Annotated in this window: 23 protein-coding genes; 14 read left to right on the top strand and 9 right to left on the bottom strand. The window is 43.3% G+C overall.

Annotation, left to right across the window (positions count from 1 at the left end):
- Positions 1–6 precede the first annotated feature (6 nt).
- The 8 genes from P855_RS0115830 to dnaA all read right to left on the bottom strand — a co-directional run bounded on the left by P855_RS0115830 (position 7) and on the right by dnaA (position 10,409).
- Positions 7–1,098: an HD-GYP domain-containing protein gene (locus tag P855_RS0115830; RefSeq protein ID WP_028784488.1), complete on the bottom strand. Its 1,092-nt coding sequence runs from the start codon at positions 1,096–1,098 to the stop codon at positions 7–9.
- A 92-nt stretch (positions 1,099–1,190) separates the two neighbouring features.
- Positions 1,191–3,722: a DNA gyrase subunit A gene (gene gyrA, locus P855_RS0115825; RefSeq protein WP_028784487.1), complete on the bottom strand. Its 2,532-nt coding sequence runs from the start codon at positions 3,720–3,722 to the stop codon at positions 1,191–1,193.
- A gap of 160 nt (positions 3,723–3,882) precedes the next feature.
- The gene (gene gyrB / locus P855_RS0115820; RefSeq protein ID WP_037986344.1) at positions 3,883–5,793 is read right to left on the bottom strand and encodes a DNA topoisomerase (ATP-hydrolyzing) subunit B; all 1,911 of its coding nucleotides are present in this window, start codon (positions 5,791–5,793) and stop codon (positions 3,883–3,885) included.
- 101 nt (positions 5,794–5,894) lie between these two features.
- Positions 5,895–6,185 carry an extracellular matrix regulator RemB gene (gene remB / locus P855_RS0115815; protein ID WP_028784485.1) on the bottom strand — a complete coding sequence of 97 codons (291 nt, stop codon included), beginning with the start codon at positions 6,183–6,185 and terminating at the stop codon, positions 5,895–5,897.
- Between the two features lie 9 nt (positions 6,186–6,194).
- Positions 6,195–7,313 (bottom strand): DNA replication/repair protein RecF, encoded by a 1,119-nt coding sequence (recF, locus tag P855_RS0115810; protein ID WP_028784484.1) that lies wholly within the window; start codon positions 7,311–7,313, stop codon positions 6,195–6,197.
- Between the two features lie 24 nt (positions 7,314–7,337).
- Positions 7,338–7,559: a S4 domain-containing protein YaaA gene (gene yaaA / locus P855_RS0115805; RefSeq protein ID WP_028784483.1), complete on the bottom strand. Its 222-nt coding sequence runs from the start codon at positions 7,557–7,559 to the stop codon at positions 7,338–7,340.
- A 180-nt stretch (positions 7,560–7,739) separates the two neighbouring features.
- Positions 7,740–8,882 (bottom strand): DNA polymerase III subunit beta, encoded by a 1,143-nt coding sequence (dnaN, locus tag P855_RS0115800; RefSeq protein WP_028784482.1) that lies wholly within the window; start codon positions 8,880–8,882, stop codon positions 7,740–7,742.
- 171 nt (positions 8,883–9,053) lie between these two features.
- Positions 9,054–10,409, bottom strand: coding sequence for a chromosomal replication initiator protein DnaA (gene dnaA / locus P855_RS0115795; protein ID WP_028784481.1), 1,356 nt, complete (start codon positions 10,407–10,409; stop codon positions 9,054–9,056).
- Positions 10,410–11,116: 707 nt separating this feature from the next.
- On the opposite strand from dnaA, the gene rpmH reads away from it, so the two are divergent.
- The 14 genes from rpmH (at position 11,117) to P855_RS0115725 (ending at position 23,695) form a co-directional block, all read left to right on the top strand.
- Complete coding sequence (rpmH, locus tag P855_RS0115790) at positions 11,117–11,251, top strand: 50S ribosomal protein L34 (RefSeq protein ID WP_019377820.1); 135 nt, start codon at positions 11,117–11,119, stop codon at positions 11,249–11,251.
- Between the two features lie 55 nt (positions 11,252–11,306).
- On the top strand, positions 11,307–11,666 hold the full coding sequence (rnpA, locus tag P855_RS0115785; RefSeq protein WP_028784479.1) for a ribonuclease P protein component: 360 nt from the start codon (positions 11,307–11,309) through the stop codon (positions 11,664–11,666).
- Positions 11,667–11,740: 74 nt separating this feature from the next.
- Positions 11,741–12,505 (top strand): YidC family membrane integrase SpoIIIJ, encoded by a 765-nt coding sequence (gene spoIIIJ, locus P855_RS0115780; RefSeq protein ID WP_028784478.1) that lies wholly within the window; start codon positions 11,741–11,743, stop codon positions 12,503–12,505.
- Positions 12,502–13,248 carry an RNA-binding cell elongation regulator Jag/EloR gene (gene jag, locus P855_RS0115775; RefSeq protein WP_028784477.1) on the top strand — a complete coding sequence of 249 codons (747 nt, stop codon included), beginning with the start codon at positions 12,502–12,504 and terminating at the stop codon, positions 13,246–13,248. The genes spoIIIJ and jag overlap by 4 nt, the downstream gene beginning before the upstream one ends.
- 254 nt (positions 13,249–13,502) lie before the next feature.
- Positions 13,503–14,879, top strand: coding sequence for a tRNA uridine-5-carboxymethylaminomethyl(34) synthesis GTPase MnmE (gene mnmE, locus P855_RS0115770; RefSeq protein WP_028784476.1), 1,377 nt, complete (start codon positions 13,503–13,505; stop codon positions 14,877–14,879).
- Positions 14,880–14,905: 26 nt separating this feature from the next.
- Positions 14,906–16,795 (top strand): tRNA uridine-5-carboxymethylaminomethyl(34) synthesis enzyme MnmG, encoded by a 1,890-nt coding sequence (gene mnmG, locus P855_RS0115765; RefSeq protein WP_028784475.1) that lies wholly within the window; start codon positions 14,906–14,908, stop codon positions 16,793–16,795.
- Positions 16,796–16,814: 19 nt separating this feature from the next.
- The gene (gene rsmG / locus P855_RS0115760; RefSeq protein WP_028784474.1) at positions 16,815–17,531 is read left to right on the top strand and encodes a 16S rRNA (guanine(527)-N(7))-methyltransferase RsmG; all 717 of its coding nucleotides are present in this window, start codon (positions 16,815–16,817) and stop codon (positions 17,529–17,531) included.
- A gap of 141 nt (positions 17,532–17,672) precedes the next feature.
- Positions 17,673–18,044 (top strand): CidA/LrgA family protein, encoded by a 372-nt coding sequence (locus P855_RS0115755; protein WP_028784473.1) that lies wholly within the window; start codon positions 17,673–17,675, stop codon positions 18,042–18,044.
- Complete coding sequence (locus P855_RS0115750) at positions 18,037–18,726, top strand: LrgB family protein (RefSeq protein ID WP_028784472.1); 690 nt, start codon at positions 18,037–18,039, stop codon at positions 18,724–18,726. The genes P855_RS0115755 and P855_RS0115750 overlap by 8 nt, the downstream gene beginning before the upstream one ends.
- Positions 18,727–19,016: 290 nt before the next feature.
- A complete protein-coding gene (gene noc, locus P855_RS0115745) occupies positions 19,017–19,895 on the top strand; it encodes a nucleoid occlusion protein (RefSeq protein WP_028784471.1) in 879 nt (292 codons plus the stop codon).
- A 291-nt stretch (positions 19,896–20,186) separates the two neighbouring features.
- Positions 20,187–20,960: a ParA family protein gene (locus P855_RS0115740; protein WP_028784470.1), complete on the top strand. Its 774-nt coding sequence runs from the start codon at positions 20,187–20,189 to the stop codon at positions 20,958–20,960.
- Entirely contained in the window at positions 20,941–21,789 is an 849-nt protein-coding gene (locus P855_RS0115735; RefSeq protein WP_028784469.1) for a ParB/RepB/Spo0J family partition protein, read from the top strand. Before P855_RS0115740 ends, P855_RS0115735 begins: the two co-directional genes overlap by 20 nt.
- 62 nt (positions 21,790–21,851) lie before the next feature.
- On the top strand, positions 21,852–22,988 hold the full coding sequence (locus P855_RS0115730) for an aminotransferase class V-fold PLP-dependent enzyme (RefSeq protein ID WP_028784468.1): 1,137 nt from the start codon (positions 21,852–21,854) through the stop codon (positions 22,986–22,988).
- A gap of 2 nt (positions 22,989–22,990) precedes the next feature.
- Complete coding sequence (locus tag P855_RS0115725) at positions 22,991–23,695, top strand: DUF554 domain-containing protein (protein ID WP_028784467.1); 705 nt, start codon at positions 22,991–22,993, stop codon at positions 23,693–23,695.
- A 167-nt stretch (positions 23,696–23,862) separates the two neighbouring features.
- Here the strand turns inward: P855_RS0115725 and yyaC are convergent, their stop codons facing one another.
- The gene (gene yyaC / locus P855_RS0115720) at positions 23,863–24,462 is read right to left on the bottom strand and encodes a spore protease YyaC (RefSeq protein ID WP_028784466.1); all 600 of its coding nucleotides are present in this window, start codon (positions 24,460–24,462) and stop codon (positions 23,863–23,865) included.
- Positions 24,463–24,515: the final 53 nt, after the last annotated feature.

Below are 24,515 nucleotides of genomic sequence, written 5' to 3'. Positions count from 1 at the left end.
TAAAGCTCAATCGTATATTTCACTGATATATATGTTATGAAAATGCTTGAGGTTTATAATATCAGCACCATCAGCGATACGTACCATAGGTCTAGTCGGATTCGCAGGCTCCACAAAAACAATTTCTCCACTACGGTCATTGGATAGCTTCACTTTTGTGCCAGTCGTATAATTGGTCATACTTTTGATAAATGTCTGGACGACAGTATAATCGAAACGTCCGAATTGCTCTTTCATCATCAATTCAAGTACAAGGAAGGGAGATTGCTTACTCCGGTATAACCGTTCTGAGGTCATTGCATGGTACATATCACTGACTGCAATCACCCTTGCAAACATATGAATCTTCTTTTTATTGGTGGCAAGGGGGTAGCCGCTGCCATCAAGGCGTTCATGGTGTTGTAAAATGCCGAGTTTCGCTGCTTTATTCAGTACCGGAATATTTTCCACCATTCTGTAAGAATAAGTGGGATGTTTTTTTACTTCCTGATATTCTTTCCCTGTTAAGGAAGTTTCTTTCAAAATAATTTGTTCATTCATTTTTGCCATGCCTGCATCACTTAACAAACCGGCTAACCCTAATTGAATCCAATCCCCGCGATTCATTCCCATTTCTTCTCCTAAGAAAGCTGCAATTAAGCCGGTAGAAACAGCATGATGATAAAGATAGTCGTCTTTGGTAGAAAAATGATGCAGCATAAAAATATTTTTTCTGTACTTTTTGATTTGTTCAAGTAATGGTACTACAACCTGGCGTATAGCTCCTATATGGATAACACCACCTGCCTGCCATTGAGCGAACCACTTTTTATATTGTTTAACTGCTTGCAGGTATTGATCCAGGAATGTCCTGGGTTCAGCTATCTTCTTTTCAACCGGACACTCCATTGCAGGTTCCTCCACTGCTCCTGGCAAAAAAGGATCACCAGAAGAAAGTTTCGGAGCGACTTCCACCTGCTGAACAAGGAATCGATGCAATACTTGCTTATGTATATCTTTGACAACGGTATTTTTAGTAATCAACGGACGGTTAGTTTTCCCTATGATATCTTTCATGATGATACAGCCCGGGATGACTTGGGATGGATGAATCCTCATACACTCCTACCTCACTTCCATCGCTGTTAATAAACGTAAAGCCGCCCTTTCTACATCAGGACGACTTTACGTAACAGTTCTTATTTCCGTTGTTATTCTTCTTCGTTGGATGAAACTTCTTCAGAAATTTGTTCTTCGTTCATGACTTCTTCTACCGCTTCTTCTGCTTCTTCCGGAAGCTCTTCCTCTTCTTCCGGCTCAAGCACTGCTACCGTAGCCACAGACTCATTTTCCTGCAAGCGGATCAGACGAACACCTTGGGTATTACGTCCTGTTTCAGAAATACTTTCAATTGGCATCCGGATCAACACCCCGGCAGCCGTGATAATCATGACATCCTCTTCACCTGTTACAGCTTTCACTGCCACTACTTCCCCGTTACGCTCTGTGAGATTACACGTCAAAATTCCTTTACCGCCACGGTTCGTAATTCGGTAGTCAGCGGCAGGCGTCCGTTTACCGAAGCCTTTGTCGGTGACAGTAAGGACCTGGAGGTCATTATCAATGATTTCCATTGATACGACTTCATCTCCTTCCCGTAGGGAAATGCCTTTTACACCAGCAGCTGTACGACCCATGGTCCGTACCTGACCTTCTTCAAAACGGATAAGCATACCATGACGCGTACCAATCATGATATCTTTTTCCCCGTTAGTGAGTCGGACGGAAATCAGTTCGTCTTCCTCACGCAGGTTAAGTGCGATTAAACCGCCTTTACGGATATTGGCAAATTGGGAAATGGACGTCCGCTTGGAAATTCCTTTACGTGTCGTAAAGAAGAAATACCAGTCATCGACAAATTCCTCAACAGCAATGACCGCATTGATCCATTCATCCCGCTCGATTTCCAGCATGTTGATGATCGGTATCCCTTTGGCAGTGCGACCGAATTCAGGTACTTCATAACCCTTCGCTTTATAAACCTTCCCTTTGTTCGAGAAGAACAGCAAGGTGTTATGAGTGGATGTGGACAGGAGATGTTCGACAAAGTCATCTTCGTGTGTCCCCATACCCTGTACGCCTCGTCCGCCCCGGCGCTGGGCGCGATAAGTTGAAGCCGGAAGGCGTTTGATATAGCCCTGGTGAGTCAATGTCACGATGATCGTTTCTTCCGGAATCAGGTCTTCATCTTCAATGAAATCTGTTCCTCCAATAACGATTTCTGTCCGGCGTGAATCATTGAAACGTTCTTTGACTTCGTTCAATTCTTCCCGAATGATTTCCAATACCTTTTCTTCATCTGCCAGGATGGCGCGAAGTTCAGCGATCAATTTCACAAGGTCCTGGTATTCATCTTCTATTTTTTCACGTTCTAAACCAGTCAAGCGTTGCAGACGCATATCGAGGATGGCCTGGGCCTGCTTTTCAGATAACTCAAAACGTGTCATCAATCCTTCCCGGGCAATCTCTGTAGTCTTAGATTCCCGGATAAGTGTGATGACCTCATCAAGATGGTCAAGTGCTACCCGCAAACCTTCTAAGATATGAGCACGTGCTTCTGCTTTTCTGAGCTCGTAGGCTGTACGCCGTCTGATGACTACTTTCTGATGCTCCAGGTAATGCTCAAGTACTTGTTTCAAGTTCAATACTTTTGGATGACCATCAACTAAGGCCAGCATATTGATACCGAAAGAAGTCTGCAAAGCCGTTTGTTTATAGAGATTATTAAGCATTACGTTCGGGTTGACATCTTTTCGAAGTTCAATGACGACCCGCATGCCATTTCGATCGGATTCGTCACGAAGGTCGGTGATTCCTTCAATTTTCTTGTCTCTGGCAAGCTCCGCAATTTTTTCTACGAGACGGGCTTTGTTCACTTGATATGGAAGTTCGGTCACAATCAAACGGAATTTTCCGTTTGCCTGCTCCTCGATTTCCACATTGGCCCGGATCGTAATCGATCCTTTACCAGTTTCATAGGCTTTACGAATACCACTAAGGCCGAGGATTTGGCCCCCTGTCGGGAAATCCGGACCATAAATATGGTTTTCCATCAGTTCCTGGATGGTAATATCGGGATCCTTACTTACGGCAAGGACACCATCAATGACTTCCCCAAGCTGATGTGGCGGCACATTAGTCGCCATACCGACCGCAATCCCTGAGGTACCGTTTACCAGCAGGTTCGGAAAACGGGCAGGGAGAACAACCGGCTCTTTTTCTGCCCCATCATAGTTATCGGTATAATCGATTGTATCTTTATTGATGTCACGTAGTATTTCCATAGAAATTTTCGACATTCGTGCTTCTGTATAACGCATCGCAGCTGCCGCATCTCCATCGACAGACCCGAAGTTCCCATGCCCGTCGACAAGCATATAACGATAGTTGAAATCCTGAGCCATCCGTACCATCGTGTCATAAACAGCTGAATCACCATGGGGATGATACTTACCGATGACCTCACCTACGATACGGGCTGATTTCTTATATGCTTTATCGGAGTGCATGCCGAGGTCATTCATCGCATATAATATTCTGCGATGGACTGGTTTCAGTCCATCCCGGACATCAGGTAATGCCCTGGCTACGATGACACTCATGGCATAGTCTAGAAACGAGGTCCGCATCTCCTGGCTGATATTAACTTCTTGGACACGTGGACGATTTGGTTGATCCACCATGAAATTACCTCCTATCACATATGAGGAAGGAAGACTGCAGCATGGAAACTACAGCCTTCGTGCATTACAATCTATCAGATTCCATTACTTGATTGTGATCTGACAAGGAATGTTCCTTGTGAATGTTTTATCTAAAATAGGTCTGTTCAATTATCCCCGATCAAACATCGAGGTTTTTCACATATTGTGCATTATCCTGAATGAAGTTACGACGGGGCTCAACTTTATCACCCATCAGTATATCGAACGTTTCGTCCGCTTCGATAGCGTCTTCCATGTTCACCTGCTTCAAGGTCCGTGTTTCAGGGTCCATCGTCGTTTCCCATAGCTGCTCCGGGTTCATTTCCCCAAGACCCTTATACCGCTGATAACCGGGCTTTGGTGAATTAGGAAGCTCTGCGAGCAAAGCTTCAAGCTGCTTATACGAATAGGTATAGTGTACGGCTTTTCCCTGGGTGACTTTATATAAAGGCGGCTGAGCGATGTAAACATAGCCGCTATCAATCAATGGACGCATATAACGATAGAAGAACGTCAACAATAATGTACGGATGTGAGCACCGTCGACATCGGCATCAGTCATGATGACGACTTTATGGTAACGGGCTTTGGAAAGGTCGAACTCTTCCCCGATACCTGTCCCGAGTGCTGTGATAATGGTCCGTATTTCATTGTTGGACAAAATCTTATCAAGCCGTGCCTTTTCGACATTAATGATCTTACCGCGAAGTGGCAAAATTGCTTGAAAGTGCCGGTCTCGTCCTTGTTTGGCTGACCCGCCGGCCGAGTCACCCTCAACGATATATAATTCGCTGATGTTAGGATCACGGGAAGAACAGTCGGCTAACTTACCAGGAAGGTTGGATACTTCCAAGGCATTTTTCCGACGTGTCAATTCACGGGCTTTCTTCGCTGCCATCCGTGCACGCGAAGCCATCAGACCTTTTTCAACAATTACTTTCGCCATAGAAGGATTTTCATAAAGAAACTTCGAGAACGTTTCCGAGAATAAGTGATCGGTGACAGTACGGGCTTCACTATTCCCAAGCTTGGTTTTCGTCTGTCCTTCGAATTGCGGATCCGGATGCTTGATAGAGATGATTGCTGTCAGACCCTCACGTACATCATCCCCGGTCAGGTTAGGGTCATTCTCTTTGAACATGTTATTTTTGCGCGCGTAATCGTTGATGACACGCGTCAATCCAGTCTTGAATCCGGACTCATGCGTCCCGCCTTCATAGGTATGGATATTGTTCGTAAAGGAATAAATGTTGCTGGCAAAGCCATCATTGTATTGGATCGCTATTTCAACGGTGATTTCATCCTGTTCCGCTTCAGCATAGAAGGGCTCATGAATGACTTCACGGGTACGGTTCATATGCTCGACATACGAAACGATCCCGCCCTCATAAAAGAATTCCTTCTCTTCAGGTTCTTCCACACGCTTGTCTTCAATAGAAATCGTCAACCCTTTATTCAAATAAGCCAACTCACGTAACCGGTGGGCAAGCGTATCATAGTTATACTCTTGTGTTTCGCTGAAAATCTCGATATCCGGCTGGAAATGGATACGTGTACCTGTAATATCGGTATCACCGATCACTTCCAGGTCGTCTGCAGGAATGCCGCGTTCGAATTTTTGATAATGGATTTTGCCATCCCGATGGACAAATACTTCCAAATACGAGGACAAGGCATTCACGACAGAAGCACCTACCCCGTGCAATCCGCCGGATACTTTATAGCCGCCGCCACCGAATTTACCTCCAGCATGGAGCACGGTCATAATGACTTCAACCGCTGGACGACCGGCTTTTTCATGCATCCCTACAGGAATCCCACGGCCATTATCCGTCACTGTAATACTGTTATCTTCTTCGATGATGACCTGGATTTTATCGCAATATCCAGCCATTGCTTCATCGATACTGTTATCGACAATTTCCCAAACTAAATGATGCAGTCCTTTCTCATTGGTCGAACCGATGTACATACCGGGGCGTTTACGGACCGCTTCCAGACCTTCCAAAACCTGTATCTGATTTTCATCATAAGATTCACGATTCTTCATTGCTTCTTCACTCACGGTTTTCACCTACATTCCCTCCAGAAGTTTTCAATCCCACCCTGGAAAATATATCCTTAAAACTCTGCGCGATCGATCTTTAGCCATCATACTTCTTCGTCCACGATCTCAGAGAAGTCTTCCAATTTATTTAAAGTGGCCATCATATTGGCACGTTTTTTCAAAGTCATCACAGATAAGGGGCTGAAGTAAATCTGGTCATCGGTAATGACAATCGCCTTGGCTTCCTGTGTCTGCGTTTCGACTACATTTTTTTCTTTGCGCTGGTTGTAAATCATTTCCTCAATGATGGATGAGGAAGAAATCAAGGTGTGATCAATGATCGCTACCACATCTTTCGAACGGATTACTTGATCGTCACCGATATGAATGAACAACGTTCCACCTCATTTCTCAATTTCAATCGTTCCGTCTGCAACACGGAAAATTTCCGCCTCTTTCAATGCTTCATGCTCGATCCCATCAATATTAGTGGTCGATACGAAGGTTTGCACCTTACATTGTATCGTGTGAAGTAAGTGCGACTGTCTGAAATCGTCCAGCTCACTAAGCACGTCATCAAGAAGTAATATGGGGTATTCCCCAACTTCACTATGAATCAGCTCGATTTCTGCCAGTTTCAAAGAAAGAGCCGTCGTGCGCTGCTGCCCCTGTGATCCATACGTCTGGACGTCCTTTCCGTTGACATAGAAAATGAGATCGTCCCGATGCGGTCCTGCCAGGGTTGTGCCACGTTCGACTTCTTTATCTTCTATTTTCGAGAACTTTTCTTGATATCTAGTACTAATTGTCTCCAAATTCATAGCTTCTGATACTTCTACACTGGCATCATAATGTACTTCCAGTTGTTCCAGCTGTCTGCTGATGCTCTCATGGATCGGGCCCGCCCAGCTGCGTAACAGCTTCAAAAACTTAAAGCGCCTTTCAATGATGGTACTGGCGTGCTCAATCAACTGATCCGTCAGCACATACAGCATCGTTTTATCTGTCTGGCGATGGCGCTGCAGGTCTTTCAATAAATGATTGCGTTGTTTTAAGACCTTTTGGTATTGTCCCAAATGATAAATATAAGCAGGCTGTATCTGTCCGATTTCCATGTCAATAAACCTACGACGCACCTGAGGGCTCCCTTTGACCAGGTTTAAATCCTCAGGTGCAAACATAACAACATTCAACGCCCCGATATAGTCACTGAGGCGTTTTTGTTCTAAATGATTCAGCTTTGCTTTTTTCCCTTTTTTTGACAGGATGATTTCTAATGGAAATCGGCGGCTGCGTTTATATATACTACCTTCTATTTTAGCATACTCTTCGTCCCATTGGATAAGTTCCTTATCTCTTGGCGTACGATGGGACTTGGTAAATGCTAACAGATAAATGGCTTCCATAAGATTTGTTTTGCCCTGGGCATTTTCACCGATAATTACGTTGATTTTGTCATCAAACTGTAATTGGATCTGATCATAGTTACGGAAATATCGCAGCTTAATATCTTTAATATACATCTGAATTTCCTTTCACGACCCGGCTCAACTTTCTTTTACAACTTCGAAGCTGCCCATGCCCGGAATTGCGACAACATCTCCTGGATATAATTTCCTTCCCCTGCGGTCTTCCAGTGTGTCATTGACATATACTTCGTACTCAGCTAAGAAAATCTTGACCATACCGCCAGATTCAACAATATTTGCCAATTTCAGAAACTGACCGAGCTGAATATATTCCGTGGAGATTTTTATTTTATCGTCCATATTTTTCACCCTAATCAAGTAGTTTGCCTATCTTTCTATTTTACTAAAAAAAAGCAGTAAAGAAAAGGATGACCCATACTAAGTAAAAACGTAAGGGACTTATTATCATTTCAGGGTAAAAGAACTACTAATTATCAAAAAAGAAGAGCCGGACGTTGATGGGACGTCGGCTCGTTATTATTAGTAAGTTCGTACTGGCAGGATCAACTGCAGTACCTGGTCGTTGTCGATGGCACGAATCAGGAACGGGCGCATGGCACCGGTAAATTCAACTTTGACCTGATCACTTCCTACAGCTTTCAAAGCATCCATCATGTATTTAGCACTGAATGATATTTTTAACTCTTCCCCTTCAATGGCTTCGGCGTTCACTTCTTCTACGACATCTCCTACTTCTGGAGAATTACCGTTGATTTCGATTTGGTTTCCGCCTTTTGTAATCAGCCGGACGACATTATTCCGGTTCTCTCTGGCCAGCAAAGAAGCACGATCGATGGATTGCAGCAGTTCTTTGGCATCCATAGTCACTACGGTTTTACTTTCATCCGGGATAAGCCTTGAAGTTTCCGGATAATTCCCATCCAGTAAACGGGATAAGAAATAGAGGTGTTTCGTACGGAATAATATTTGGTTATCAGTTACGCTTATTTCAATCATTTGATCTGAATCTGCAAGAATCTTATTTAACTCTGTCAAACTTTTTCCTGGAATGACTACATTGTTAAAGGATATTTGAGTTTCCTGATTCTCCAGCGGGAGTTTACGGGAAGCCAGGCGGTGACTGTCTGTAGCCGTAAATTGCAATTCTCCATTTTCAATTTTCACATTAACCCCTGTCAGGATTGGACGCGTTTCAGAAGTTGATACGGCAAAAACAGTTTGGCGTATCAGGTTTTTCAATAAGTCAATCGGCAGTTCAAAGCTATCCTCGGTATGTAACTGAGGAAGCTGTGGATATTCTTCTGCATCTTGTCCGTTTAAATGAAATTCAGCACTTCCGGATCGGATCGTGACGTTGCGATGGTCATCGGTTTCAATTTCCACTGTATTTTGTGGGAGCTTCCGGACAATATCCGGGAAGTATTTTGCCTGCAGTACAATACTGCCTGGTTCGATTTGTTCTACATAGACAATGCCATCTTCTTCAGCAGGAATAAACGATTCGATGGAAATATCAGAGTCACTGCCAGTCAATTTGACACCTTGTTCACTTGCTTCAAGTTTCATCCCGGTAAGAATAGGAATAGTGGTACGGGAAGAAATGGCCTTCATGACATTTTGCACGCTTTCCATCAATTGTTCGCGTTGGATTATGAATTTCATTAAAGCTCCTCCTAAATGAGTCATTATATATATTATTTATTAATAAAAATAGTAACAGTAGTAATAGGCGCTGTGAATATGTGGATAACTACGGAAAACTCAAAGATTTAAAGTTTACCCACATGTGGATAGACTGTTGATGAACGTGAATGAGTTATACACATATTAACGTCAGTGTGATTTCAACCGTTCTCTCAATTCATCGAGTTCACGTTGTAAGTTCTGATCAACTGCAAGCATCTTTGATATTTTTTCGTGTGCATGAATCACAGTCGTATGGTCCCTTCCTCCAAATTCCTCTCCGATTTTGGGTAATGAGAAGTCTGTCAGTTCACGAGATAGGAACATAGCAATCTGACGCGGAAAAGCTACTTGTTTCGTCCTTTTTTTCGCAGAAAAATCCTCTAAGCGGACATTATATTTTTCACCGACCATTTCCTGAATAGCCTCGATCGTTATCACTTTTGGCTGGGAGCTTGGAATAATATCCTTTAATGCTTCTGCAGCCAATGAGGCATTGATATCGCGATTGATTAAAGAAGAATAAGCAACAACACGTATAAGAGCACCTTCAAGTTCGCGAATATTGGTATCAATCTGATTGGCGATGTAAAGCATCACTTCATTAGGAATATCCAGTCCTTCAGCCTTTGCTTTTTTACGAAGAATGGCAATCCGTGTTTCCAGGTCAGGAGGGGTGATGTCTGTAATCAGCCCCCATTCAAACCGGGAACGCAACCGATCTTCCAGTGTCGGGATTTCTTTAGGAGGACGGTCGCTGCTGATAACAATCTGCTTACTTTCTTCGTGCAGTGTGTTAAACGTATGGAAAAATTCCTCCTGGGTCTGTTCTTTTCCAGCCAGAAATTGAATATCGTCTATCAATAAGACGTCGACACTTCTATATTTATTACGAAAGTTGACGGCTTTATTGTCACGAATAGAGTTGATGAATTCATTGGTGAATTTTTCAGAAGATAAATAGACTACTTTTGCACTCGGATTATGGTCCAGTACATAATGGCCGATCGCATGCATCAAGTGGGTTTTTCCCAGTCCAACACCACCATAGATGAATAATGGGTTGTAGGCTTTGGCAGGTGCTTCTGCAACCGCGAGTGAAGCGGCGTGCGCAAACCGATTCCCGGATCCGATAACAAAGGTATCGAATGTATATTTGGAATTGAGCATGCTTTGGGGAGATTCTTCTCCATCATTTTGTTTTACATCAGGAACTTTTTTCGCTGCGAGCTTCACATCTTCCAAGGACTGTTCTTTGTTTTCCGGAATGATGAATCTTGTATTTAATTCTGCTCCTGTCACTTCGTAAACTGTTTCACTGATCAATTTGGAATATTGATTTTCAAGCCAATCCCTTGCAAATTCATTGGGAGCAACTATCGTAAGGGTATTATCCTGTAAGGAGTCTGCTTTTGTTGCTTTCAACCATGTTTCGAAGCTAGGCTTGCTTATTTTTTCTTTCATCTTCTCTAATGTACTATCCCAGAGTTCATGAATATTTTCCAAATCGTCTCACCCCTTTCATCCAGTAACACATGAAACAAAAAACCTCCCGTTCTCTTTCTCGAACACACGAAAAAAGCTCGAAAGGTTGCAATGTATAACGTTTGTACAATTCCAATCAGGAAAAGCTATATTCAATTGGTGTGGACAGAAAAATCGCTCATTCTACAGGTTTCGACTATTTATTTTCATTGTCCACAAAGCTGTGCATAACTTTAAAAACAACCCTGTGTACGACTATCCACAGTTTATCCACAGTCTGTGGAGAAGATAATTTCTGCTAAACATTTTCCCAAAGTTAAAACACAAATATGATATCAAATAAATCCTTGTGTTGCAACGGTTTTCCGATGTTTATCCACAATCACCACAGGTTGTAGATGAAAAATATCCACAACACTATATTTTGTGATTAGCCTGTCAATATTTGCTGTGGATAGTCAAAAAACGTCGAATAATATATTAACAATGTCTGTGGATTATTGACAAATTCAGATTGTATAGGAAATGAAATAGGTTGTAAATAATCCCTGGAACCTGTGTTATGATACAGTCTGTTATATAACGCCTGTACCAGGGAAGATCATGCGGAGATAAAAAGAAATGAAAGATAGAGTTGACATTTCTGGATAGGTTTATTTATAATTGATTGGACTGCCTTTTAGCATTTTAAATACAACTTTTAATTTTCACCAGGAGGTGTCTATATAATGAAACGTACATTTCAACCAAATAATCGTAAGCGTAAAAAGGTACACGGTTTCCGCACGCGCATGAGCACGAAAAACGGACGTAAAGTTTTGGCTCGTCGTCGCCGTAAAGGAAGAAAAGTTCTATCTGCATAGGCCACTGAGATGAAGTCAGTGGTCTTTTTTTCCGTTAAAGTGGAGGAATAAGCTCATGAAGAAAGCATACCGAATCAAAAAAAATGAAGAATTCCAGCGGGTTTTCCAAAAAGGCAAATCGTTCGCCAATCGTCAATTGGTCATCTACTACTTAAAAAGAGAAGATCAGAATCATTTCCGGATCGGATTGTCTGTTAGTAAACGAATCGGCGTTGCTGTTGTCAGGAATCAAGTAAAACGATACTTGAGACAAGCCTTCCATGAGCTTGAAGACAATATCGATCCCAGGTATGATTTAGTCATCATTGCGCGTAAGCCTACGAAAGATATGGATTTCCATCAAATGAAAAAGAGTCTGACCCATGTATTGTCAAAGTCAAAGTTATTATCGAAAGACAAGAAGTCTAAGATATAATATAGAATTGAGTCCTATGAAAATGCTAAAATGTTTAATAAGTAAATGAGTCAGGGAGTAAGGAGGAAGGGACGTTGCGTAAAAAGGTCTTGTGGCTGCTGGCCATGACTGGAATACTGACCGTATTATCAGGGTGTACGCAGGTCAATGAAGACATCACTTCTGATAGCACGGGTTTTTGGAATGAATATGTAGTTTGGCCACTATCTCAATCAATTGAATTTTTCGCCGATATTACTGGTGAGAGCTATGGTCTGTCGATTATTATCATTACGATTATCATTCGTTTAGTCCTGTTGCCGCTTAACGTCAAGCAATTGAAGAGTTCAAAAGCGATGCAGGATATCCAGCCTGAATTACAGGAGCTGCGTGAAAAGTACAGTTCAAAAGATGCACAGACCCAACAGAAATTACAGCAGGAAACGATGCAGCTTTTCCAAAAGCATGGAGTCAATCCACTGGCAGGCTGTTTGCCGCTGGTTGTCCAAATGCCGATTTTGATCGGGTTTTACCATGCGATTATGCGTACTTCAGAAGTAGCAACGCATAGCTTTTTATGGATGGAGCTTGGGGAACCGAGCTATATCCTGGCTATAGTGACAGCGGGAACTACATTCCTGCAGCAGAAGCTGATGATGGCGGGATCTACTGCTATGCAAAACCCGCAAATGACAATGATGCTATATTTGATGCCGATCATGATTGGTACCTTTGCATTCTTTTTCCCATCAGCACTGGCCCTCTATTGGGTAGTCGGTAACTTGTTTATGATCGCTCAGACGGTCTTCATCCGTAAACCGATGATGAAAGAACAAGAAACGGGAGGAAAAACTAAGTGAAGCAAATAACTGCTACTGGACAAACAGTTGAGGAAGCGGTCCAATCAGCGTTAGAGCAGTTACAAACATCAAGGGACCTGGTAGAAGTAGATATTATCGATGAAGGAAAAAAAGGTTTTTTTGGTTTTGGCAGTAAGCCTTCCATTGTCAAAGTTTCGAAGGTGGATGCTAAAGCAGAAGATGAACAAATAGAAAGCAGTTCCGAACAAGAAAAAAACACAGAAGCAGAAGTGAAACCGGAAATAAAAGACGAACCAGAAATAAACGTCACAGCTAAAAAAATGGATCAGCAAGAGAAATCCATAGAAGAAGCAGAGCGTTATATCAAAGAGATTGCCGAACAAATGGGTGCTCCAGTTGAGGTGAAAACCACGTTACATGGCCGGGACATCCACTTTGAATTGATCGGTGAAAAAATCGCTTTATTGATTGGAAAACGCGGTCAGACATTGAATGCATTGCAATATTTGCTTCATTTGACGATCAACCGCAACACCAATCAATATTATACAGCGGTTCTCGATGCGGAAGGTTACCGGGATCGCCGTAAAGATACGCTGGAAACGCTGGCAAGCAGACTCTCTGAAAAAGCTTTGCGTACCAATCAGGATGTCAAACTTGAACCGATGCCATCTTATGAGCGTAAAATAATTCATACAGCCCTGCAAAATAATCAGCAGGTTGAGACGTACTCGGCTGGTAATGAACCCAAACGCTATGTTGTGATCCGTCCATCAAAATAATAGAACCATACTATTCCGTCAGCAATGCTGACGGATATTTTTTTGTCAAAAGAATAAGGCAATGTTTGAATACCGAAACTAATTTATACACATGTGGATAAATGAATTGCAGGTTGAAATAATTGAAGTTGTTGATATCTTTTCAAATCAGATAGAAATATGATAATCTAATAAGTTAGTGACAATGAAAAATAGATGTGTGGATAACTTATATATACGAATTCTTAAATAGAGGAATAAAGGAGGTGGGCGTATTGGAAACAGATACTATAACGGCGATATCAACCCCGATGGGGGAAGGAGCCATTGCCATTGTCCGTTTAAGCGGTCCTGAAGCGGTATCGATTTCTAATGAGCTATTCCAAGGAAAAGATTTAGCTAAGGTCGACTCTCATACCATGCATTATGGGAAAATCATTGATCCAGAAACGAATGAAATAGCAGAAGAAGTTATGGTATCAATCATGCGGGGGCCGAAAACTTTCACGAGGGAAGATGTCGTGGAAATAAACTGTCATGGCGGGCTTGTTTCTGTCAATCGCGTACTGGAAATTGTGTTAGCAAAAGGAGCAAGACTTGCAGAGCCTGGTGAATTCACGAAGCGCGCCTTTTTGAATGGTCGTATTGACCTCTCTCAGGCAGAAGCGGTCATGGATTTGATCCGTGCTAAAACAGACAGGGCGATGAACGTAGCTTTGAAGCAAATGGATGGCAGGTTGTCAAAGCTTATTCAAAGCTTGCGCCAGCAATTGTTAGAAACGCTTGCCCATGTCGAAGTGAATATTGATTACCCGGAATACGATGATGTAGAAGAAATGTCGCGCCATATGATGGAAGAGAAAACTAGAGAAGTCCTGGAAGAAGTAAAGAAATTACTTCAAACTGCCCAACAGGGAAAAATCCTCCGGGAGGGGCTTGCGACCGCAATTATTGGACGGCCGAACGTCGGAAAGTCTTCCTTGATGAATGCGCTTGTCCATGAGAATAAAGCGATTGTCACTGAAATCCCTGGTACAACCCGTGATGTGATTGAAGAATATGTGAACGTCCGCGGTGTGCCGCTTCGTCTTGTCGATACGGCAGGAATACGTGAAACGGAAGATATGGTAGAGCGTATAGGTGTAGAAAAGTCCAGGCAAGTGTTGAAAGAAGCAGATTTGATTCTGCTTGTGTTAAACTATGGAGATGAGCTGACCGAAGAAGACGAAAAACTCTTTGAAGCTGTAAGGGATTTAGATGTGATTGTCATCGTCAATAAAACAGATCTTGAGCCGCGGCTGGATATGGAACGAGTCCAGGCATTGGCAGATGAGCACCCTGTCATTACTACAGCGCTGCTTCACGAAAAAGGGATCGATGAGTTAGAACAGGCAATCTCTCAAGTCTTCTTTGAAGGTGAATTGGACACTGGGGATTTGACCTATGTATCGAATGTCCGTCATGTGCAGCTCTTGAAACAGGCGAAACAGGCTTTAGAAGATGCTCTCCATGGCATGGAGATGGATATGCCGATTGATATGGTTCAAATAGATGTAACTCGTACGTGGGAAATACTTGGGGAAATCGTTGGAGATACTGTCCATGAAAGCCTGATTGACCAGCTGTTTTCCCAATTTTGCTTAGGAAAATAATTTATTTAAAGGAGAGACAAAAGCCAATGACTTACGATGCTGGACATTATGATGTGATCGTTATTGGTGCAGGTCATGCAGGGTGTGAAGCAGCACTGGCTTCAGCAAAACGCGGAGCCAAGACACTGATGCTTACCTTGAACCTGGATTTGGTTGCGTTTATGCCATGTAACCCATCAATCGGAGGACCGGCCAAAGGTGTCGTCGTGCGTGAAATTGATGCGCTTGGCGGTGTGATGGGAAAAATCATTGATAAGACGCATATTCAAATGCGTATGCTGAATACAAGAAAAGGTCCTGCTGTGCGTGCATTACGGGCACAGGCGGATAAACCATTATATATTCAGGAAATGAAAGAAACGTTAGAAAATCAGGAGAATCTGACATTGCGTCAGGGAATGGTTCAACGCCTGATCGTAGAGGATAATGAAATCAAGGGTGTAGTGACAGAGACAAAAGCGGCTTATACCGCAAGAACTGTAATTGTTACGACTGGTACGTTTATGCGCGGAAAAGTGATTATCGGTGACTTGGAGTATGAAAGCGGCCCTAATAACCAGCGTCCGACTGTAGCTTTATCAGAGCATTTGGAAGAGCTGGGAATTAAGATGGTCCGTTTCAAAACCGGGACACCAATGCGTGTCAACAGCCATACTATCGATTATTCTAAAACAGAGATACAGCCGGGTGATGAGGAACCACGGGCATTTTCTTATGAAACGACCGAATTTATCATGGATCAGATTCCGTGCTGGCTCACCTACACGAACGAATACACACATCAGATCATCGATGAAAACCTCGGGTTATCACCGATGTATTCAGGAATGATCAAAGGGACAGGACCACGTTATTGTCCTTCGATTGAAGACAAAGTGGTACGTTTCCATGACAAACCACGTCATCAGATTTTCCTGGAACCAGAAGGACGGAACACAGAAGAGGTCTATGTCCAAGGACTCTCGACATCCCTTCCTGAATTCATCCAGAAAAAGATGATAGAAACAGTACCAGGACTGGAAAAAGCGGAAATCATGCGTGCAGGCTATGCAATTGAATATGATTCTGTAGTTCCGACCCAGCTCTGGCCGACCTTGGAAACGAAAAATATCAAAGGGTTATTCACCGCAGGTCAAATTAATGGAACTTCCGGTTATGAGGAAGCTGCGGCACAAGGAATCATGTCTGGAATCAATGCTGCTGCTAAAGCACTTGATCTCGAACCGTTGATCCTTGACCGTTCTCAGGCATATATCGGAGTGCTGATTGATGATCTTGTTACAAAAGGTACCAATGAACCTTATCGTCTGCTTACGTCCCGTGCTGAATTCAGGCTGATGCTACGTCATGATAATGCCGACTTGCGTCTTACCGAAATCGGTTATCAGCTGGGCATGATTTCAGAAGAACGTTACCAAAAGTTTCAGGGTAAGAAACGATTGATCGAAGAGGAACGGAAACGTTTAGATGGGGTCATTTTGAAGCCGGAAGAAAAAGTCCAGCGTATCGTTGAACAAGCAGGTGGCACACCATTGAAAGAAGCTGTCCGGGCATCTGATCTGTTACGGAGACCGGAAATGAAGTATGAGATGATCGAGACATTGACAGCACCTGCAAAGGACCTGCCGGATGACGTCAAAGAGCAGGTCGAAATCCAGACGAAATATTCAGGCTACATCACGAAAGCCTTACAGCAAATCGAACGCATGAAAAAGATGGACGATAAGAAAATACCAGATCATATCGATTATGATGCCATCAATGGTTTGGCTACGGAAGCCCGGGAGAAATTGAAAGAGGTCCGTCCGCTTTCTGTCGGACAGGCTTCCCGTATTTCAGGAGTCAACCCTTCGGATGTTTCAATCTTACTGGTCTATATCGAACAAGGGAAGATCGCACGCGTATCCAACGAATAAGAGAAGAAAGGATGGACCAATGGATAAGCATACCTTTCTAAGCAAGCTGAAAGAACAGGGAATCGAATTGAATGAAAAACAGCAACGGCAATTTGAACAATATTTTGAAATTCTGGTGGAATGGAACGAAAAAATGAACCTGACGGCCATTACAGATGAAGAAGGCGTCTACTTGAAGCATTTTTATGATTCTATTACTGCTGCTTTCTACCATGATTTCACGAAACCTTTACAAATCTGTGATGTTGGCGCGGGTGCTGGCTTTCCCAGCCTTCCGCTTAAAATCGTTTTTCCCCATTTGAAAGTGACCATCGTTGATTCATTGCAAAAAAGAATCACCTTTTTAAATCACTTAGCCCATGAATTAGAACTCAGTGATGTCGCATTTTATCACGATCGCGCGGAAAACTTCGGAAAGAAAAGTAAATTCCGGGAAAGTTATGACATTGTCATGGCTCGTGCCGTCGCCAGGCTTTCTGTGTTAAGTGAATTGTGCCTGCCACTAACTCAAAAAGGTGGACTATTCATTGCCATGAAAGGCCCTAATTTGTCGGATGAACTCGAAGATGCTCAACTTGCCATCCGTACTGTCGGCGGTGAAGTAGCCAAAGTGCACACCTTTGAACTTCCGGAAGAAAATAGTGAACGAAATATTGCTTTGATAGAAAAACTTCGTAAGACTCCGAAGAAATATCCAAGAAAAGCTGGCGTTCCTAACAAAACACCGATCCAATAATAGGTTTAACAGCAGCACCTGTTTTCTTTATTACCGTGCCTCCCTGAGGTGCGGTTTTATTATTTGATAAGCGTTTGGAATAGTTGATATATCCATCAGATGATATACTAAGCGAATAAATATAAATAGAAAGGGTTCATCATGTATAAAACAGTTACTATCCTCATACAATTCATCGGTCTATACTTCCTGTACTGGCTGGGAACGGCCATCCAGAAGGTGTTGAATCTGTTTATCCCGGGCAGTGTCATAGGGCTCATCCTCCTTTTTGTGCTCCTTTCCTTGAAAGTAGTGTCGGAACGCTGGATACAACAAGGAGCGGGCTTCATGATCACCCACCTTCCGTTCTTCTTCATTCCGGCAACCGTCGGCGTCATCAGTTATGCCTATATTTTTAAAGGGAAAGGTATGCTTTTGATTGCCATCGGGATGTTAAGCACGGTGCTCGTCATGGGGTTGTCAGGAGCCATTGCTCAAATAATGGTACAGAAAAAGGAGGGGTCCTATGAATAATTTCATTATCGGCCTCGCCGTCATTGTTGCAACGACACTCCTATATTGGGGATCTGTTACCGTCTATAAAAAGTTTCGCCATATCTACACTGTCCCGATCATTTCCTCTACGCTCGTGACTATCGTGATTCTGCTCACCTTTCAAATATCCTATGAAACCTATATGATCGGCGGCCAGTGGATTGATCATTTGCTTGGTCCTGCGGTCGTAGGGTTAGCCTACCCGCTCTATCAAAACCGGGATATATTGAAAAGAATGCTGGTGCCGGTTGTGACGGGAACATTTATCGGTGCTGTCGTCGGAATTACTTCTGGACTGCTTCTTAGCAAGTGGGCAGGGTTCAGTGAGCTGATTATCAACTCAATCGTTCCCAAATCAGTAACCACCCCAGTCGCCATGGCCATCGCAGAAGCGACCGGTGGCGCTATGCCTTTGGCGGCGGTATTTGTCATGATTGCTGGCATTGGTGGAGTATTGATCCATCCGTTTGTTTGGCGCTCTTTCCGCCTTACTCATTATATTGGCCGGGGTGTGGGGATGGGCAGTGCTTCTCACGCCATCGGTACGGCTACATCTATGGAACGCGACCAGCTGGAAGGATCCATCAGTACCATCGCCATGGTATTGAGCGCAGTTCTCGTTTCTATACTAGCCCCGGGTCTTACCATCCTGCTGCTATGACAGGTCATATAAGTGGAGCAATTACAACCAGAATTAAAACACTGTGCCGCAGGAAAAGATTCTTATTGGCATTAAAAATGGTTTCTACCAAGCTATTAAATTTGTAAATTATCATTCATGGTGATACTTTTTAATAGATAATTATGATAAAATAGGGAAAGAAATGAAAAGGCATACTCGTGCGCAGCAGTCTACCGATTCTGCAGCGCTTTTTTCTATAATCAGTCATTGTTTCACGTGGAACGAACCAATACTTGAGTGTGCTGCTCGCAAAAAGGTGGTGTCTGAACATGTTACATCCTTTCAGTCGCTTATTTGGCCTGGGAGATAAACCAGATTCTGATTCGGAACCTGAATCAGAGGCTTTAGATGAAAAAGAATATCACGCGGATGAGGTCGTCCACATTCCGGTTAATCGTGTACAGCCGAACCGTTATCAGCCAAGGGCTGTTTTTAATGCGGAAAAAATTGCAGAATTGGCGCAGACTATCCATACTCATGGCATGATTCAGCCGATCGTCGTCCGGCGTCTGGATGAAGAAAATTATGAATTGATTGCCGGGGAACGACGCTGGAGAGCTGTGCAGTCTTTAGGGTGGGAAGAAGTCCCGGCAATACTTAGAGAAATGAATGATGCGGAGACAGCCTCCGTTGCTCTGATTGAAAACCTTCAACGGGAAGAGTTGTCAGTCATTGAAGAAGCAGCGGCGTATGCACGCTTGATTGAAATTCATGAGTTGACACAGGAAGCACTTGCTCAGCGCCTTGGGAAAAGCCAATCGACTATTGCCAATAAGATGCGCTTACTCAAGCTCCCTGAAGTGGTACAGCAGGCTATCATGGATAAGGAGATTACGGAGCGCCATGCACGTGCGTTGATCGCAGTTAAAGATCCTGCACTGCAGGAAAAAATCCTGCATGAAATCATTGAAAAACAATTGAACGTCAAGCAGACGGAAGAACGGATCAAAAAAGAAACTGAAGAGAAGAAACCGAAGAAAAAGCCTCGGATGAAAGGCGTCAATAAAGATATCCGGATTGCAATGAATACGATCCGCCAATCGTTGAATATGGTGAATGACACTGGAATCAATTTAGAAACAGACGAACAGGATCATGATGATTATTACCAAATCACGATAAAAATACCGAAGAAAAACCAAAAGTAACTTTTTAATTCCCATCTTCTCTGGAAAGATGGGGATTTTTTAATAAAAAGTTTTAGTTTTGTTAAAGGGTTAATGTATAGAAAGGACCAAGGCTTTCAAATTGACAGGAAACCGGGTTGCTCTGTTCAGGTAATGGAATCTGGTAATCCATCATGGAATTAAAAAATTTGAAGTCAGAATATATAAAAAAGTGATAGAATAGATGTTGACGCTTCAGTAATTTTTACGAGCAGGTACGGTTCGGCCTGTGCTGTTTTGATATATTTTATGGAGAAGTAGGTAGGTGACATCATGGGTAGAACAATCGCCATTGCCAATCAAAAGGGTGGCGTAGGAAAGACAACGACAGCCGTCAACCTTAGCGCGTGTCTTGCGTATCTCAATCATAAGGTACTTCTGGTCGATATCGACCCCCAGGGAAATGCGACAAGTGGGGTGGGGGTTAATAAAGGAGATGTCGATCAATGTATTTATAATATATTAATCGAAGATCAAGCGGCAAAAGATATCCGGACCTCTGCGTTAGTCGAGAATCTTGATGTCATTCCTGCAACCATCCAGCTCGCTGGAGCTGAAATTGAACTGGTGCCGACCATATCGAGGGAGGTACGGCTAAAACAAGCGTTAGATGCCGTGAAAGGTGAATATGACTATATTATTATCGATTGTCCGCCTTCCCTCGGACTTTTGACGATAAATTCCCTGACTGCTTCTGATGCAGTCATCATTCCTGTCCAGTGCGAGTATTACGCTTTGGAAGGGTTGAGCCAGTTATTGAATACAGTCAGGTTAGTTCAAAAACATTTAAATAAAGATTTAATGATTGAAGGGGTTCTGCTCACTATGCTGGATGCCCGGACCAACCTTGGCATCCAGGTGATTGAAGAAGTAAAGAAGTATTTTCAGGAGAAAGTTTATCGTTCTATTATTCCGCGTAATGTCCGCTTAAGTGAAGCACCAAGTCATGGACAACCTATCATCCTATATGATCCGAAGTCTCGCGGTGCGGAAGTATACTTAGAATTGGCAAAGGAAGTGATTGCTAATGGCGAGAGGGTTAGGTAAAGGGCTCGATGCGTTTTTCACGGATGTGGAAAACGGAGAAGAAAGCATCCAGGAAATATCTGTCAAGCAATGCCGCCCCAATCCGTATCAACCCCGGAAGAGGTTTGATTCGAAGGCCATTCAGGAGCTCCAGGCATCCATTGAAGAGCATGGCATCCTGCAGCCTTTGATTGTCCGAAAAAGTATTAAAGGATATGAAATCGTAGTCGGTGAACGAAGGTACCGTGCTGCAAAAGAAGCCGGTTTGGATAAGGTGCCAGCTATAGTCAGGGAACTGACAGATAAACAAATGATGGAGTTGGCATTATTGGAGAATTTACAACGAGAAGATTTATCGCCGATTGAAGAAGCCGAAGCATACAAGCAACTGATCGACGAGTTAGGTATAACCCAGGAGACCCTGGCTAAGCGGCTGGGGAAAAGTCGTTCCCATATCGCCAACTTGGTCCGGCTGTTGAGCCTGCCGGACCCGATCATCGCATGGATCAACGAAGGAAAGTTATCCATGGGACATGGACGGGCTTTACTGGGTTTGAAGGATAAGGAAAAGCTAGTCCCTATCGCTGAAAAGATCCAGGCGGATATCATGAATGTCAGACAAGTAGAATTGTTGATCACTCAATTGAATGACAACAAACAAAAAAAGAAAGAAAAAGATCGCAGCAATAAACACAAAGATATTTTTCTGCAAGAACAGGAAGCGGTATTACGCGACCAATTAGGTACTGGCGTCACCATCCACCGCGGCAAGCGGAAAGGTAAGATTGAGATAGAATTTTTCACCGATGATGACTTGAACAGGATCTTAGAAATGTTTGAAACTAAATAACTAGCAATGACCTGGTTAACCCATTTTTACTTAACCAGGTTTTTTTATCAGGAGGTAGACAAATGATTTACTTGGATCAGGCAGCGTCCTCCTTCCCAAAGCCTTCAGCTGTTACAGAGGCAATGACGGAAGCAGTGAACGAGTTTGGAGCCAACCCGGGGCGCGGCACTCATGCGTTAGCTGGTCGTGCTGCAAATACCATTCAGACGACTAGAAAGCTTTTAGCACAACGGTTTGGGGCAAGCGATCCTAAAAAGGTTATTTTCTTTTCTAATGCCACTATAGCATTGAACCAGGCAATCCAGGGTTTTCCTTTAATGGAAGGGGATCATGTGATTACGACAATGTTTGAACATAATTCGGTACGGCGTCCATTGGAATACTTGAAAGAGCAGAAACGAATCGAGGTCACTTATTTAAGCGGCAGTTCTGAAAAGCTGATTGAAGACTTATACGCTTCCATCCGACCGGAGACAAAGCTGGTCATTGTGTCCCATGCTTCTAATATTACGGGGGAAATAGCCCCGTTGAAGTCGATGATAGAAATCATCAAAGGGAATGACAGCAAAGTTTTGGTGGATGCCTCTCAGACGGCGGGGCATTTTCCGATACATATGAAAGAGCTGGGGATAGACATGCTGGCATTTCCAGGCCATAAGCGGCTGCTTGGACCTCAGGGTACTGGTGCCTTACTGGTGGAAGGAGAAGTTGAATTAGAACCGCTATTCTATGGTGGAACCGGGAGTTTTTCAGAACTTCCGAAACAGCCGGATCATTGGCCTGAAAAGTATGAAAGCGGCACACTGAATACCCCCGGGATAGCTGGTTGGAAGGCTGCATTGGAAGCGTTGAATGGACTTGTTTCACGTGAAACGTACTTGACACAAAAATTGATGCATGGACTGCTTGAGATAAAGGATGTCGTGGTTTACGGTCCTGGACCGGAAGTAGAGCGGATGCCAGTCGTTTCTTTTAATATTGGTGATATTTCCTCGCAGGAAATTGCTATGGTCCTCGATTCACATTATCAGATTGCAGTCAGGGCAGGATTGCATTGCAGTCCCGGCTCCCACCAGTATTACGATACAACAGAACAGGGAGCAGTAAGAGCAAGTATCGGTCCCTACAATACGGAAGAAGAAATCGACCGTTTTGTACAGGTGATTGATGAAATAAGAACAGGGTATATGGAGATGTAGTTATGGCTTTATATGGAACAATCGTAAATGGAATATGTATTATCGCAGGATCGTTACTAGGATTATTTTTCACTAAAATACCTGAGCGTTATAAAGAGACGATTATGCAAGGGATCGGGTTAGCGGTCATTCTCATCGGCCTGCAGATGGGGTTTCAAACGGAGAACATAGTCGTGGTATTGTTGAGCCTGCTTTCAGGCGCAATCATAGGGGAAGGAATACATTTAGAAACGAAGCTCGAAAACCTGGGGAAATGGATTGAAAGCAAAGTGGCTAAACCAGGATCCACTTCTACTGTCGCTCAAGGTTTTATTACAGCGTCCCTTATCTTTGGCATTGGCGCGATGTCTGTGATCGGAGCTTTAGATGGGGGATTGCGCGGGGATCATGGAGTATTGATAACAAAAGCAATCATTGATGGATTTGTCGCTCTCGTGCTGACTACAACCCTGGGCTTTGGCGTGATCTTTTCTGTCTTCCCTGTTGTCTTGTATCAGGGCAGCATCGCCTTGTCTGCCACTCAAATCAACAGCTGGATTCCTCAGGAGATGCTTGATGCGTTCATCGTGGAAATGACAGCGACAGGTGGATTGATGATTGTGGCGATCGGATTGAATCTGTTGAACTTAACGAAAATACGTGTCGCAAATTTATTGCCGGCGTTATTGACTGTCGGGTTCATTCTCTATATCGCTAAGCTTTTCTAAGAGGATCCACCTTACAGCACGCTTTCGCAATAGTAGATAGGAAAACGGTTCCCCTTATAAAATATTATATAGCTCATAAGCGAGTAACATTAAAAAACTTCAACTAAGAAAGAGAATTCCAATAAAAAAAGTCACCCGGACCATAGGCTACGGGTGATTTTTTTAAGTTAGTTTGTGGAAATATTGCGAAAGGCGGGATTTTTTCTGTGCCGTAGCTGCAATTCAAGGTCTACACGGTGAAATACTTGTGAAACCTGGGATGCCATCTCAATCACCGTATGAAGCCTGGTGTTTTGAAGGACGAAGTATTCCATGAATCCTCCTACATTCACAATGCCGCTGATAGAAATATCTCCAACTTTAGGGAGGTCTTTTTTCATTGCCGCTCCAGGCGCCAAAGACCCCTTCGAAACCGAAATAATTCCGATAGAAGAATCTTTTCCAAGACAGGCGTCGACCGCAATGATAAATGGACGGGTATAACTGCTATGGATTTCCTGTATGGTATCTTTAAGATTTAAGGCATGTACGGGGTTTGCAAGCGTTCCATACACAGTAAAATGCTTCGGGTTCTGATCGTTTATCATTGAACCTGCGAGGGGACCGAAGGAATCTCCGGTAGATCGGTCCGTTCCGATGCAGACTACAACCATTTTTCTCTCCTGCGGAAGCAGGTCCAACAGTCGCTCACTCATTTCCGGTACAACCAGTGGATCTGAATAAAGATGGCGAGTTTCTTTATGTAAAAACCTTTCCCGAAGATTCATAGCTTTTCCTCCAAATACATATTGGTATTAGTATATAAAAGTTTTTACTTTTC

The organism is Thalassobacillus devorans MSP14, from assembly GCF_000496835.1.
In the GTDB taxonomy this organism is placed as follows: domain Bacteria; phylum Bacillota; class Bacilli; order Bacillales; family Halobacillaceae; genus Thalassobacillus; species Thalassobacillus devorans_B.
The sequence above is the reverse complement of the archived record's forward strand: the minus strand, read 5'-3'. Positions and strand labels throughout refer to the sequence as shown.